The sequence below is a fragment of the Cupriavidus alkaliphilus genome (genome assembly GCF_900094595.1).
GTDB classification, from domain to species: domain Bacteria; phylum Pseudomonadota; class Gammaproteobacteria; order Burkholderiales; family Burkholderiaceae; genus Cupriavidus; species Cupriavidus alkaliphilus.
Genome location: NZ_FMAD01000008.1, coordinates 218841 through 232714, shown reverse-complemented (window position 1 = coordinate 232714; position 13874 = coordinate 218841). Strand labels below are relative to the sequence as shown.

Here is a 13874-nt window from a genome sequence, read left to right as displayed (position 1 = left end):
CAACCTCTATCCAAGGTCCTCATGTCCGGGCTGCACGCGGCAAGCGAAGTTCGCTCGACCTCCCTGGAAGCCCGCGACGGCGTGCCGCCGCAGGGCGATGCTGCGCAGGTGCAACGGTATCGGCGCCTGCTCGACGCGGTACAGGACTGCGCGGTGTTCGAGCTCGACGCGCGCGGCGTGATCGTGGCGTGGCCCGAACCGGCGCGCCGGCTGTTCGGCTACAGCGCCGCGGAGATCGCGGGCAGCCATCTGTCGCGGCTGCACCGTCCCGAGGATGTTGCCGCCGGCCTGCCGCAGCAATGGCTCGATGCGGCCGCGCAGGCCGGCGAGGCGCGCGACGAAGGCTGGCGCGTGCGCCGCGACGGCAGCCTGCTGCGCGCCAGCTGCGAGCTGCGGCGCATCGACGCGGCCGGCCTGCCCGCCGCTGTGCCGGGCGCTGCGGGCACCTCAGCCGACAGCGCATCGGGTGCAGGCTTTATCGTGTCGTGCCGCGATACCACGGTGCAGCAGGCCGCCGCCGACCATGCGCACCTGGCCGCCGACAAGCTGCGCCTGTTAGTCGACAACCTGCCCTGCACCGCGGTCTGCGAACTCTCGCTCGACGGCACCATCCGCAGCTGGAACGCCGGCGCGCGTGCGCTTGCCGGCCACACCGCCGAAGAGGCGGCGGGCCAGCCGCTGGCTTGGCTTTATACCCGCCAGGATGCCGCCGCGGGCCGCCCCCAGGCCGCGCTGGAGGCGGCGCGGGCCTGCGGCCATTGGGCCGGCGAAGAACGCCTGGCGCGCAAGGACGGCTCGGTGGTACGCTGCGCCACGCGCATGGTGCTGGTGCGCGACGCGGCCGGGTGCCCCGAAGGCTTGCTGTGGACCGCGCGCGACCTCAGCGATGCGCTGCGGCTGGAAATGCTCGATGCCGGCAACCGCCGCCTGCAGTCCTTCCTCGCCATCCTCGCCCATGAGCTGCGCAACCCGCTGGCGCCGGTGCGCAATGCCGTCGAAGTGATCGTGCTGACCCCCGACACCGGCCCGCGCGTGCGCCGCTGCGCCGAGATCATCGACCGCCAGCTGCACCAGGTGGAGCGGCTGGTCAACGACCTGCTCGACGTGGGCCGCGTGACCGCCGGCAAGCTCAAGATGGAGCTGACGCCGACGTCCTACAACGACGTGGTCACCACCAGCCTGGAAGCGATCCGTCCCACGCTGGAAGCGTCTGGCCAGCAACTGGTGGTGGCGCTGCCGGAGGTCTCGCCCTTTGTGCGGGCCGATGCCGCGCGGCTCGGGCAGGTGCTGCTGAACCTGCTCAGCAATGCGGCCAAGTACACGCCGCGCGGGGGGACCGTCAGCGTGCATGTCAGCGTGGAGGCGGAGCGCGTGATCACCGCGGTGTCGGATACCGGCCGCGGGCTGGAACCCGCGGCGATGGACCGGATCTTCAACCTGTTCACGCAGGAGAGCGATGCCGGCAGCCACAGCGGGCTGGGCATCGGCCTGGCGCTGGCCAAGGCCATCCTCGAAGCGCATGGCGGCGCGATCCAGGCCGACAGCGCTGGCGCGGGCAAGGGCAGCACCTTCACCGTGATCCTGCCGCGCGCCAGCGCGCGTCCGGCCTTGCCCGCCACGCTGGCGCCGGGCAAGGCGCCGCGCCGGCGCGTGCTGGTGGTGGATGACAATGCCGACTCGGCCGACAGCATGGCCGAACTGCTGACCCTGCTTGGCCACGAGGCCCAGGCGGTGCACAGCGGCCAGCAGGCTGTGGGCGTGGCTGTGGCGTTCCGGCCCGACTGTGTGCTGCTGGACCTGCAGATGCCTGACATGTCGGGCTATGAAGTCCTGGAGGCGCTGCGAAAGGACCTGCGCGGCCGCACGGTGCGGTTCCTTGCGCTGTCGGGGCGGGGCACCGCCGAGGACCAGCACCGCAGCCGGCAGGCCGGCTTCGATGCGCACCTGACCAAGCCGCTGTCGATCGAGACCCTGTCGCGTGCCCTGGCCGAGCCGGTGCCGGCACGACCCGCGGGCCCGCCGCCTCACAAGGAGCGGTAGGCGTCGAGGCGGTTGTAGAGCGTCTTCAGGCTGATGCCGAGGGCGCGCGCGGCCTGGCGCTTGTCGCCGTCGAAGCGCGCCAGCGTCGCCATGATGATCTCGCGCTGGGTGTCGGCAAGCGTGGTGCCGACGCGCACGTTGACCACGCCGTCGACGGTGGTCGGCCGCGGCGCCTGCGTGGCGAGGTTGGGGTTGCCGATTTCCACCACCTTGTCGGCGAGGATAAAGGCGCGGTAGACCGCGTTCTTCAGCTCGCGCACATTGCCGGGCCAGTCGTAGCGCACCAGGCGGTCCAGCGAACCCGCCGAGAAGCTCTTGTCGGTGCGCTCCATGGCGTTGTACTCGGCTAGGAAGTGGCGTGCCAGCGGCACGATATCGTCGGGCCGCTCGCGCAGCGGCGGGATATGCAAGGGGAACACCGCCAGCCGGTACAGCAGGTCCTCGCGCAGCTGGCCGCCGCGCACGGCTTCCACCGGGTCGCGGTTGGTGGCCGCGAGGATGCGCACGTCGGTGGCGATCAGCGTGTCGCCGCCGACGCGGTGGAAGGTGCGGCCCTCCAGCACCCGCAGCAGCTTGATCTGCATCTCCAGCGGCATCTCGGTGACTTCGTCGAGAAACAGCGTGCCGCCCTGGGCCTGCTCGAAGTAGCCCGCCTTCTGCTCGATGGCGCCGGTAAAGCCACCCTTTTCATGGCCGAACAGTTCGGATTCGATCAGCGTGGGCTGGATCGCGCCGCAGTTGACGGCAATGAAGGGGCCGTTGCGGCGGGCGCTGCGTTCATGCACCGCGCGCGCCACGACTTCCTTGCCCGAGCCGCTTTCCCCGACGGCCAGCATGGTGACATCGGTGGGCGCCACGCGCTCGATCTGCGCCAGCAGGCGCTGCATCGCGGGCGCGGTGCTTTCCCAGAGCAGCGACACCTGCGACGGCACGGCGCGGCGCGGCGCCGGCTCGCTGGCCGGCGCGGTGCCGGCAGCGTGGCTGGCGGCGTGGCTGGAAGAGGCGGCGTTGCTGCGCCGCGAAGTGCTGGCGGTCACTGGCACGGGGTCGCTGGCCCGAAATCGGCCGATCGAGGGTTGCAGGTGGCGGGTTGCCGGGAGAAGTTCCTATGCTAGCCTTTGGCGTGGGGGCTTGCCATAGCGGCGCGCGCCTGCGCGGCAACTTCCGACAGCTGTGTCAGACGGACACCGGCAACGACCGTGCCTGCCCGGGCTTAGACTGGCATTACGCAGTGTGGAACCGCCCCCGCGGACCAGAATCCGCAATCAGGGCCGTGCCCTCCTGTGCCTGCCATGGCTGCCGTACGCGCCACGCATGAGGCGCGCCGGCGGAGTTCCGCCGACCCAGATGCCGGTCGGCGTTGCGGTTGCGGAAGGCGGCGCCCGGGGGTTTGCCTTGAGTTCCCATTAGGTCTCACTGACGGATCGTATGCCCCACATCCTGATTGTCGATGACGACGAAAACGCATGCGCCGCTCTGGCCGAGATCGTAGCCATGGAAGGCTTCACCTCCGCCACCGCCGGCACGCTGCGTGAAGCGCGGCTGCAGATCGGCTGGCGCATGCCGGAGGCCATCGTCGCCGACCTGCGACTGCCCGACGGCAACGGCATGGAACTGTTCGAGGAGGTCGGCGCCTCCGGCGTCGAGGTGATCCTGACCACCGGCTACGCCAGCGTGGAAAGCGCGGTGGAAGCGCTGCGCGCCGGCGCCACCGATTACCTGGTCAAGCCCATCAACGTCGCGCGCCTGCAGACCGTGCTCAAGCGCCTTGCCACCACCGGCGAGCTGCGCGCCGAGATCCATTCGCTGCGTGGCGAATTGCGCCGCTACGGCCGCTTCGGGCGCCTGATGGGCAGCTCCGAGGTGATGCAGGCGGTGTACGACCAGCTTGCACGCGTGGCGCCCACCGAGGCCACCGTGCTGCTGATCGGCGAAAGCGGCACCGGCAAGGAACTGGCCGCGCAGACCGTGCACGAGCTGTCGGCGCGCCGGCGCCAGCCGTTCCTGGCGGTCAACTGCGGCGCGATCTCGCCCACCCTGATCGAAAGCGAAATGTTCGGCCACGAGCGCGGCAGCTTTACCGGCGCCGACCGCCAGCACAAGGGCTATTTCGAGCGCGCCGACGGCGGCACGCTGTTCCTGGACGAGATCACCGAGATGCCCGCCGAGCTGCAGGTCAAGCTGCTGCGGGTGCTCGAGACCGGCACCTTCATGCGGGTGGGCACCAACCGCGAATGCCATGCCGACGTGCGCGTGCTGGCCGCCACCAACCGCAACCCCGAGGAAGCGGTCGCCGACGGCAAGCTGCGTGCCGACCTGTTTCACCGGCTCAACGTATTTCCGGTGGAATTGCCGCCGCTGCGCGCGCGCGGCGACGACGTGATCCAGATCGCCAACATGATGCTGGACCAGCTCAATGCCGAGCAGGGCCTGCAGCGCCGCTTCGCGCCCAATGTGCTCGACAGCCTGCGCCTGCATGCATGGCCCGGCAACGTGCGCGAGCTGCGCAACTTCGTGCAGCGCGCCTTCATCATGGCCGACGACGACCTCATTACCGAAGCCCAGGTGCCGCTGCAGGTCGCGGCCACGCAGGCGCCGGGCGCGGCGGTGGTGTCGGTGCCGGTGGGCATGTCGCTGGCCGACGCCGACCGCCAGCTGATCTTCGCTACGCTCGAGCAGTGCGCGGGGGTCAAGAAGCACGCGGCGGAGATCCTCGGCATCAGCCTGAAGACTTTGTACAACCGGCTGGAAGATTATGCCGCCCGTGGCGAATTGCCAGAGTGGCTGCGGGCCTCGCGCAACGACTCGGGCCCGTCCGCAACCGGATGACGGCGTGCACCAGTGCTTGGGACCACGGGGATGGCGGGCATGCGCGGCGTGCGCGCTGCCGGCCGGGACGCGCGCAGCACGTTTCTTGCTTCCGAGCAGGGCAACGTCCCCGGCCGATCCGGCCTGCCATGTCCACTGCCCCCTGCGGCCGACTAGCACATGACGCAGTTATTTCCGCCGTCCGGCTTGCCGGGCACCCCTGAGCCAGATTCCGCGCGGTCGCCTGCTCCGCAGGCGTCGAACGCGCAGCTGGCCGGCAGCGGCAGCGCCCAGCCGGTGCGCAGCGTGCAGGAGGTCAGCACGCTGATCGAGCAGTCCGCGCATGACCTGCGCTCGTCGCTGAACGCCATCCAGAGTTGGGCCTACGTGCTGGACCGCGCTTTCGATACCACGCCGGCGCCGGCGCAGCGCGCGCTCGACGGCATCCGCTCGGGCATGCAGCAGCAGCTGGCGTTGATCGAGGAAATGGAAGAGGGGGTGCGGCTGCTTGCCGACGAGGCCCCGCCCCGCTGGCAGCAGCTGGACCTGCGCACGCTGGCGCTGCAGGCGATCGCCGACCGGCGCCATGCGGCCGAGGCGCGCGGCGTGCTGCTGTCGCCGCTGAGCGCGGACGGCTCCGCGATATGGTCGGAGGCTGCCGCCCCATCGAGCGCGCCGGGCGCCGCTGCGGACACGGCGGACGCCGCCACCTACCGGATCGACGGGGATGCCATGCGGCTGGCGCCGTTGCTGCGGCACCTGCTGGTGCACTGCATCTGGCGCGCACCGACGGGCGGCGCGGTCAGCGTGCACCTGTTCAGCGAGCCCGACTACGTCAAGCTGCGCATTACCGAAAGCCCGCCGCTGGATTCGCAGCGCAGCGCCAGCCGGCTGACGGCGCTGACCGACTTCTTCGGCCGCCGTCCGCCGCAGGGCGGCGAGACGCCGTCCCGGCAAAGCAGCGCACTGCTGCTGACGCGGCGCATGGTGGAAATGCACGGCGCCGTGCTGAGCGCGGAGAGCGATGGCTGCGACAGCGACAAGGTCAGCGTTTGCATCGCGGTCCGCTTCCCGCGCCATATGCGGCTGACATGACGGCGGACGTGCTGCCCACGTCGATGTAGTTTTTACCAGGCTGGCGCCAACGCTACGCGTACCACTTGCCCGCGACGCCATCGCGCGGCGGCCGCGCGCCCGCAGTAACACAGCGTTCACACCCGCGCTGCAGCGCCTGCCTGCATGCAGGGCTGCTGACAAGCTTCTGGCCCGCCCCTTGCATGGATCAGACAACCCTAAACCAAGGAGGGAACAACCATGCCCAACGCCAGCCGCAAGTCCGCCCAGGCCGAGCAGGTTGCACAGAAGCCGTCCCGGGCGAAGTCCGCGACCGCTACGCGGTCCGCGCAGTCCACCAGGGCCACGCCATCGGCGCGTGCCGGCACCGCGCCGGCCACCCGCAGCAGCGGCCCGTCCGCGGGCAAGGGCGCAGCCGGCAAGCCGGCCGCGGGCACCCGGCCACGCGCCAAGGAAACCAAGACCTACCAGGGCGCCGTCGACGATTCGCTGGAGATGACCTTCCCGGCCAGCGATCCGATCTCGCCCAGCGCTGCCATGCACGCCGAGAGGAAGATGCAGACCGCGCGCGACGACGTCGACTGGAAGCTGAGAGAGGGCAGCCAGGAGCAGCCGGTAGGCGCGAAGCCGGCCGGCCAGCGCAAGGGCGCAGCCGCGGAGCCGGGGCGCTCGGCCAAGCCAGCAGCGAAGATGGGCGCGAAGGAGACGGGCGCGAAGGCGGGCGCCAAGCCAGCCGCCAAGCCCGCTGCGAAGATGGCTGGGAAGACGGCCGGGAAGACGGCGACCAGGACTGCTGCCAAGTCCATGGGCAGCTCCGCGACGGCCAAGCCTGCTGCCAAGTCCGCTACCAAGCCCGCTGCAAAGCCCGCTGCCAAGCGCACAGCCAGGCCTGCCGCAAAGACCGGCGCAGCGGCCGGGGGCAAGGCCGGGGCCAGGACGGCGTCCAGGTCCGCCAAGCCGGGCAAGTCGGCCAAGCGCTGAGGAGCGTGCCCGCCCCCTTTAGTCCACCTTGAGTCCAAGCGCCGCGGCGTGGCTGCGAGCAGCCCCGCCGCGGTTCCGAACACATCGATGAACGAAAAGGAGCCACCATGTCCGCCATCATCGCTGGCCGTTTCGACAGCTTCTCCACCGCCGAAACCGCGGCGAGCCGCTTGCGCGCGCAGGGGTTTGCCGACCAGGACCTGAACCTGTTCTACGTGAACCCGCCCGGGCAGCATGCCGCCTATGCCATCGGCGGCGACCACGCCGCAGATGCCGGCGCGCGCAAGTCTGGCGTGGGTGCCATCAGCGGGGTGCTGATCGGCGCTGCCGTCGGCGCCGCGGTGGGCGCGGCGCTGGTGGCCGCGCTGGGGGCAACGCCACCGCTGTCGATCCTGGTGCTGGTATTCGCGGTCGGGCTCGGTGCCTACCTGGGCTCGCTTGCGGGCGCGCTGGCGCTGGCACGTCATGCCGGGCGCAATCCGCGCACCGGCCAGCCCGCGGTGCGCAATGCCGGCGTCGTGCTGGCGGCGCACCTGACCAGCACCGACACCGCCACGGCGGACACGGTCGCCAGCGTGCTGCGCCAGGGCGGCGCCAAGGATGTCGAGCGCGCCGACGGCCAGTGGGTCGATGGCCGCTGGGCCGACTTCGATCCGCTGGTGCCGCCGGTGCCGGCCGACACGCGCGAACGCCGCTAGCGCGCCACGCTTCGCATTTCGCTCCAATCCGCTACCCCAGCAGCCAAAAGGAGGCATCCATGAATCCAGTCCAACCTGAAACGCCCGGCGCCGAGCATCCGCACGGCGCCTCGATCGTAGGCGGCATCGACCGCAATTCCCCGGGACCCGGCCCGTTCGTGATGGCGGCCGACACGCTCGAGGGCAACAAGGTGGTTGATCCGGCCGGCGACGACATCGGCACCATCGACCACATCATGATCGACGTGCTCGGCGGCCGCGTCGCCTATGCCGTGCTGGCCATGGGCGGCTTCCTTGGCATCGGCGAAAAGCTGTTCGCGCTGCCGTGGTCCGCGCTGACGCTGGACACGCGGCGCAAGTGCTTCGTGCTCGGCGTCGAGAAGGACCGGCTCAAGGCCGCGCCGGGGTTCGACAAGGACCACTGGCCGACCATGGCCGACTCGCAATGGGCCACCAGCATCCACCAGTACTACGGCATCTCGCCGTACTGGGAAGCCGACCGTTATGACCCCTGGGGCTGAGCGCGGCTCGTCCGGCCATTAGCACGTCGCATACGCGAAGGCGCCGGAGATAACCTCCGGCGCCTTGTCGTTCAGCGTGCCGCTCAGACTTTGTGGTTTACCTGCCCGGCGGGCTTGTCGGCCGGGTCGGCGTGCCTGCCGCTGCCTTCGGGCTGGCCCTGCGGCTCGGGCGCAGGCGGCGCAGGCGGTTGCCGCGTCGACAGCGCGTTATGCACGCCCAGCACGCCGGGACTGACCGCGGCGGCCTTCTCCACGCGCTGCGCGGTGTCGACGTCTTCCACGCAGCCGCGCACGGTCACGCGCCGGTCGCTCACCTCGAGCGTCACGCCGTCGGGAAAGCGGCCATCGAAGGCCGCGGCAATTTCGGCGCGTACGGCCACGCGCAGGGCTTCGTCATCGGCGGAAGAGATTGCGCTCATCGCGGCTCCTGGTCGATGCGGCTTCAGCGCGCGGGCGCCGAAGGCGTGGAGATCGATGCCAGCGTCTCGCCGGACTCGCGCGTATCGCCACCCTTGCTGGCGAAGTCGCCCAGCGACACGATGCCCACCAGGGTGTGGTCGTGGTCGAGCACCGGCAGGCGCCGCACCTGCGCGGCTTCCATCTTGTGCTGCGCGTCCTCGAGCGATTCGTCTTCGAGGCACCATTCCACTTGCGGCGACATGGCATCGGCCACGCGCGTGGCCTGCGGCGCGTGTCCGCCAGCGGTGGCGCGCACGGTGATGTCGCGGTCGGTCAGCATGCCGACCAGGCGCCGGCCGTCGCATACCGGCAGCGAGCCGACGTGCAGGTCCGCCATCAGCTGCGCGGCATGCTGGATGGTTTCATCGGGGGTGATATAGGCCGGCTGGCGCGTCATGATGTCGACGACGCGCCGCGGCGCGCGGGGTTGCGTGGCAGGGGACTGGAACATGGCTGGCTCCGTTTGCGGTGGGACCGATATCGCGTGCGCATCGGGCCCTGGTCATCAGGGCGGCGACTGGCCACCGGCGCACCGGGAGTCGCCGCTTCGTCATGGAATGCGGCGCAAGAAGCGTTCCCGTGGCCCGCGCGCGCGTGGCGCGCAGGAATGCGGCCACGCCGCCGGCAAGATTTATCTCCCGATGTAGAAACGAAACGTGCAGGACGCGGCAAGTGCTGCGCCCGTTGTAGGACTGCGCCCGCTGCACATTGGCCATGCGCTCCATACAATGAAATCAGCATGCCGCCCAGGCCAGCACCATTCTCGGCGGCCAATCCGGCGATTTATCCGTGGGAGTGCAACGATGCGCAAATCCAGCCCAATCCTGCCCGGCGTTGGCCATCGCTCCGGCGCCGGCAAACGTGCCACCGTACTGCACCTGTTCGACCGCTTTGCCGGCGGCGCCACGCGCCATGCCGGGTCGCCGACCGCCTTCGTGCTGGCCGTCGGCGTGGTGGTGGCGTGGGCCCTCACCGGCCCGATGTTCGGGTACTCCGAGACCTGGCAGCTGGTCATCAACACCGGCACCACCATCGTCACCTTCCTGATGGTGTTCCTGATCCAGCAGAGCCAGAACAAGGATGCGGTCGCGGTCCACCTGAAGCTCAACGAGCTGCTGGCCTCCCACCGCGAGGCCAGCAACATGCTGGTGTCGATCGAGGACCTCGATGAAGAAGAGCTGCGTCAGCTGGTCACCTTCTACCGCCAGCTGGCCGAGCTGGCCGACCAGGAGGACGGCATCAAGACCAGCCATTCGCTCGACGAAGCGCGCGAAAACCACGCCGCCAAGCGCCACGCGCGGGCCGCGCGGGGACGCCAGCCCGAAGCGAACGCCGCCGATGCCGGCAGCGCGCCCGCCACCTCCGCCTCGGCAGCCTCGTAGCTTGCCGGCCCGCGGCCCCCTTGCGCAGGACCCATGCGACAAAACCGAGACAGGAGCCGGCCGTGACCGCATCCAGCAACGCAAGCAAGCGAAAACCGGCGCTGCCGGGCGCAGGTCCGGCAGCCGCGCAGCAGGGCAGCCGCCCGGTGGTGGCCTACGGCTGCGAGACCCTGGACGAGGGCGACAGCCACCATGGCATGACCCTTGCCAATATTGCGCGCAAGGTTGCCTGGATTGCCGGCCTGCCGTTCGCCGGCGGGTACGCCGCGCCCGCGGCGGGACGGCCCGCGCCGTACCTGGTGCCGGCACAGACCCTGGTCGGCCGCGAACTGGCGGCGACCCTGGGCGTGCAGGGCGAGGACGATCTCTTCGGCGGCGTGGTGCCGTATGCGTTCGTCGCCACCAAGGCGATCACGCACGGGCTGGTCGAGCCCGGTGCCGCGGCGCCGCGGGGCTGGTCCGAGGCCTTCGTGCGGCGCGTGGTGGGCGCCACGCTGCCGGGCTTTACCGCGTTCAGCCTTGGCGATGCGCGTACTGCGGCGCTGCGGCTGCTGACGCTGGGGCCGGTGCGGCTCAAGGATACCGGCGGTGTCGGCGGGCTGGGCCAGCGCGTGGTCGACGGCGAAGCCGCGCTGGAAGAAGCGCTGGCCGCGCTTGCCCCGGAGGAAGTCGAGCGCGACGGCCTGGTGGTGGAGCGCGACCTGCGCGCGCCGCAGACCTACAGCGTCGGCAAGGTCGTGCTGGCGGGACTGGAAGCGAGCTATTGCGGCACGCAGGGGCTGACCGAGAACAACCGGGGCCAGAAGGTCTACGGCGGCTCGACGCTGACCGTGGTGCGTGGCGGCTTTGACGCGCTGCTGCAGCATCCGTTCGACGCCCGCATCCTTGCCGCGGTGCGCGCGGCGATGGTGTACCACGAAGCCGCGCTGGCCTGCTATGGCGAGGGCGGCGGCATGGTGCTGTCGCGCTGCAACTACGACGTCGCCTTCGGCGCGCCGGCCGGCAGCGCCGATGGCGGGCAGATGTTCTGCGGCGTGCTGGAGCAGTCCTGGCGCGTGGGCGGCGCGACCGGTGCCGAACTGGTGGCGCTGACGGCGCTGCGCGACGATCCGGAGCGCACGCGCGTGGTCGCGTCCACGCGCGAAGTCTACGGCAACGACGTGCGCGTGCCGGAAGACGCCGAGATCTACTACCAGGGCGAAGATCGCCATGTCGGTCCCCTGACCAAGTACGCACGACTGGAGCCTGAATCCGATGGCAACGCATGAAGAACTGCTGCAGATCGAAAGCGAAGGCGGCACCATCGCCGGTACCCTGATCAGCCCGGAAACCAAATTGCCGGGGGTGTTGTTCGTGCATGGCTGGGGCGGCAGCCAGCAGCAATACCTGGCGCGCGCGCGCAAGGTGACGGGGCTGGGCTGCGTCTGCCTGACCTTCGACCTGACCGGCCATGCCGGCACGCGCGCGCAGTACGAGACCGTCAGCCGCACGCGCAATCTCGCCGACGTGGTGGCGGCCTACGATGTGCTGGTGCGCCAGCCCGAGGTCGACCGCAACGCGATCGCGGTGGTGGGCAGCAGCTATGGCGGATACCTGGCCGCGCTGCTCAGCGGCCTGCGCCAGGTGCGCTGGCTGGCGTTCCGGGCCCCGGCGCTGTACATGGATTCAGGCTGGGACCTGCCCAAGCGCCAGCTGCACCGCGAGCAGGACCTGGTGACCTACCGGCGCAGCATGGTGCCGCCCGCCAGCAATCGCGCGCTGCGCGCGTGCACGGCGTTTACCGGCGACGTGCTGGTGATCGAATCCGAGCACGACCAGATCGTGCCCCATGCCGTCGTGATGAGCTATGTCGACTCCTGCATCCATGCCAACTCGCTGACCTACCGCGTGATCAAGGGCGCCGACCATGGCCTGAGCGACGAAGAATTCCAGCGCACCTACAGCAGCATGCTGGTCAACTGGCTGCGCGAAATGGTCACCGTGGCCCGCGCCGGCCCGGTCACCGCCGAACGCGCGGTGGCGCCCGCGCCGAAGCCTGCGCCAAAGCCCGCACCGCCGGCGCCCGACGCCGGGCTCGAAACCCCGCAGCCCGAGTCCGCCGGCGCGCCGGGCGCCGGCTGAACCCGCGGCCCATGGACAGCACGCTGCCCGGCACCGAAGCCCCCGCCGCGCTCGACACGGTGTTGCGCGACGCGGGGCTGCGCTATGTCGACGACGGCAGCCCGGGCATCACGCGCCGGCGCCATGGCAGCGGCTTCAGCTATACCGGCCCGGACGGCAAGCGCGTGACCGATGCCGCCACGCTGGCGCGCATCTCGACGCTGGCCATCCCGCCGGCCTACGAGTCGGTGTGGATCTGCCCGGACCCGCGCGGGCACCTGCAGGCCACCGGGCGCGATGCGCGCGGGCGCAAGCAGTATGTCTACCACCCGCAATGGGCCACGCTGCGCGATACCGACAAATATGCGCGGCTGGCGGCGTTCGGGGCCGCGCTGCCGCGCCTGCGCGCGCGCGTGGCGCGCGACCTGCGCCGCAACGGCATGCCGCGCGAGAAGGTGGTGGGTGCGGTGGTGCTGCTGCTCGACGCCACGCTGGTGCGCGTCGGCTCGCCGCGCTACGCGCGCCAGAACCGCACCTACGGCCTGACCACGCTGCGCCGCCGCCATGTGACCGTGCGCGGCAGCCGGCTGCGCTTCCAGTTCACCGGCAAGAGCGGCATCACGCACGACGTCTCGGTCAACGACCCGCGCCTCGCGCGCATCGTGCGCAACTGCGCCGACCTGCCGGGCCAGTGCCTGTTCAAGTACCGCGACAGCGATGGCGAGATCCGCGAGATCGGCTCGGCCGATGTCAACGCCTACCTGCAGGAAGTGACCGGCGGCGACTTTACCGCCAAGGACTTCCGCACCTGGGCCGGCAGCGTGCATGCGCTGGCGATCCTGCGCAAGCTGCCGGAAGCGTCCAGCGAGACCGCGCGCCGCAAGGCCGTGACCGATGCCATCCGCGAAGTCGCGAACCAGTTGCGCAACACCGTCGCGGTGTGCCGCAAATGCTATGTGCACCCCGACGTCATCGATGCCTACCTGGCCGGCGTGCTGCGGGCGGGCGGCCGCGCGCCCGCCATGACGCGGCTGCGCGCGGACGAGGCGCGGCTGCTGCAATTGCTGGCGGGGCAGTCCCCGCCAGCGAATGGCAAGAAAGGCAAGGGCGGATGATCATGCCCGGCGCGTCGCTCAGCACCCCAGCGCGCCGATATAGCCGGGCAGGTCCTTGGCCTCGCGCGAGTGCGCCAGCCTGAACGCGCTCGCCACCGCGAAGGCAAAGTGATGCGGCGTGTCGAACGGCCCGGGCACGTGGCGCCGGAAAAAGTCCGCCCAGCGGAAGTCCGGGTAGGCGGTCTTGACCTTGCGATAGCCGCCCGCCAGCTGCACAAAGGCCTCCAGGCTGCGGTACGGGTCGTCGCGCATATCGTGGATGGCGTCGGGCAGTTCGGTCAGCGGCCGCCGGCGGCCATGCTCGTCATAGGGGTGCACCAGGTGATTGGCGACCATGTAGCGCCAGAACGCGGGCACGTCCAGGTCGCTCAGGTCGGCGCGGACGATGCCGGGCACATGCGTAAGCCCCAGGTCATGCCAGGCGCGCACCCAATGGTGATGGTCGACCACATAGAGCACCTGCTCCGGCCCGATCACCAGGTGCACGCGGTGCCGGTCCAGAAACGCCGCGCGCGCTTCAGGCGCTACGCGCCGCGTGGTGTGCACCTTCTGCGCCACGTGGTAGCCGCCCACGGTGATCTGCGTGGGATGCAGCGCGTCCAGCGGCACCAGCAGCTTGCTGTCAGGCGCCAGCTTGCGCGGCGCCCGCCGCGGGGCGGGCGCCGTGCGCGCGGGGGCCTGGCCGGAGCGCAAGGC

Annotated in this window: 14 protein-coding genes; 10 read left to right on the top strand and 4 right to left on the bottom strand. The window is 70.6% G+C overall.

The features are described 5' to 3' along the window. Positions 1 to 21: 21 nt before the first annotated feature. Positions 22 to 2040 carry a hybrid sensor histidine kinase/response regulator gene (locus GA0116996_RS18440; RefSeq protein ID WP_092314499.1) on the top strand — a complete coding sequence of 673 codons (2019 nt, stop codon included), beginning with the start codon at positions 22 to 24 and terminating at the stop codon, positions 2038 to 2040. Here GA0116996_RS18440 and GA0116996_RS18435 read toward each other — a convergent pair. After that, positions 2025 to 3083: a sigma-54 interaction domain-containing protein gene (locus GA0116996_RS18435; protein ID WP_092314497.1), complete on the bottom strand. Its 1059-nt coding sequence runs from the start codon at positions 3081 to 3083 to the stop codon at positions 2025 to 2027. The genes GA0116996_RS18440 and GA0116996_RS18435 overlap by 16 nt on opposite strands. Before the next feature lie 385 nt (positions 3084 to 3468). Here GA0116996_RS18435 and GA0116996_RS18430 point away from each other — a divergent pair, with 385 nt between their 5' ends. The 5 genes from GA0116996_RS18430 to GA0116996_RS18410 all read left to right on the top strand — a co-directional run bounded on the left by GA0116996_RS18430 (position 3469) and on the right by GA0116996_RS18410 (position 8122). Next, on the top strand, positions 3469 to 4869 hold the full coding sequence (locus GA0116996_RS18430) for a sigma-54-dependent transcriptional regulator (protein WP_092314495.1): 1401 nt from the start codon (positions 3469 to 3471) through the stop codon (positions 4867 to 4869). A gap of 159 nt (positions 4870 to 5028) precedes the next feature. Beyond that, complete coding sequence (locus GA0116996_RS18425; protein ID WP_092314493.1) at positions 5029 to 5943, top strand: sensor histidine kinase; 915 nt, start codon at positions 5029 to 5031, stop codon at positions 5941 to 5943. A 219-nt stretch (positions 5944 to 6162) separates the two neighbouring features. Continuing rightward, positions 6163 to 6903, top strand: a complete 741-nt coding sequence (locus tag GA0116996_RS18420; RefSeq protein ID WP_092314491.1) for a hypothetical protein — start codon at positions 6163 to 6165, stop codon at positions 6901 to 6903. 107 nt (positions 6904 to 7010) lie between these two features. After that, a complete protein-coding gene (locus tag GA0116996_RS18415) occupies positions 7011 to 7601 on the top strand; it encodes a DUF6861 domain-containing protein (RefSeq protein ID WP_092314489.1) in 591 nt (196 codons plus the stop codon). A gap of 59 nt (positions 7602 to 7660) precedes the next feature. Further along, entirely contained in the window at positions 7661 to 8122 is a 462-nt protein-coding gene (locus tag GA0116996_RS18410; protein WP_018005539.1) for a PRC-barrel domain-containing protein, read from the top strand. An 83-nt stretch (positions 8123 to 8205) separates the two neighbouring features. On the opposite strand, the gene GA0116996_RS18405 is transcribed toward GA0116996_RS18410, so the two are convergent. Further along, complete coding sequence (locus GA0116996_RS18405; RefSeq protein WP_092314487.1) at positions 8206 to 8541, bottom strand: BON domain-containing protein; 336 nt, start codon at positions 8539 to 8541, stop codon at positions 8206 to 8208. Between the two features lie 23 nt (positions 8542 to 8564). Further along, positions 8565 to 9032 carry a CBS domain-containing protein gene (locus GA0116996_RS18400; RefSeq protein ID WP_092314485.1) on the bottom strand — a complete coding sequence of 156 codons (468 nt, stop codon included), beginning with the start codon at positions 9030 to 9032 and terminating at the stop codon, positions 8565 to 8567. A 352-nt stretch (positions 9033 to 9384) separates the two neighbouring features. Here GA0116996_RS18400 and GA0116996_RS18395 point away from each other — a divergent pair, with 352 nt between their 5' ends. The 4 genes from GA0116996_RS18395 (at position 9385) to GA0116996_RS18380 (ending at position 13178) form a co-directional block, all read left to right on the top strand. Then, positions 9385 to 9963 carry a low affinity iron permease family protein gene (locus tag GA0116996_RS18395; protein WP_092314483.1) on the top strand — a complete coding sequence of 193 codons (579 nt, stop codon included), beginning with the start codon at positions 9385 to 9387 and terminating at the stop codon, positions 9961 to 9963. A 62-nt stretch (positions 9964 to 10025) separates the two neighbouring features. Further along, positions 10026 to 11231, top strand: a complete 1206-nt coding sequence (locus tag GA0116996_RS18390; RefSeq protein ID WP_092314481.1) for a DUF3182 family protein — start codon at positions 10026 to 10028, stop codon at positions 11229 to 11231. Next, a complete protein-coding gene (locus GA0116996_RS18385; protein ID WP_092314479.1) occupies positions 11218 to 12084 on the top strand; it encodes an alpha/beta hydrolase family protein in 867 nt (288 codons plus the stop codon). Before GA0116996_RS18390 ends, GA0116996_RS18385 begins: the two co-directional genes overlap by 14 nt. Before the next feature lie 11 nt (positions 12085 to 12095). Further along, complete coding sequence (locus GA0116996_RS18380; RefSeq protein WP_092314477.1) at positions 12096 to 13178, top strand: DNA topoisomerase IB; 1083 nt, start codon at positions 12096 to 12098, stop codon at positions 13176 to 13178. 18 nt (positions 13179 to 13196) lie between these two features. Here GA0116996_RS18380 and GA0116996_RS18375 read toward each other — a convergent pair whose 3' ends face one another. Continuing rightward, positions 13197 to 13871, bottom strand: coding sequence for a ParB-like protein (locus tag GA0116996_RS18375; protein ID WP_092314475.1), 675 nt, complete (start codon positions 13869 to 13871; stop codon positions 13197 to 13199). Positions 13872 to 13874 lie beyond the last annotated feature (3 nt).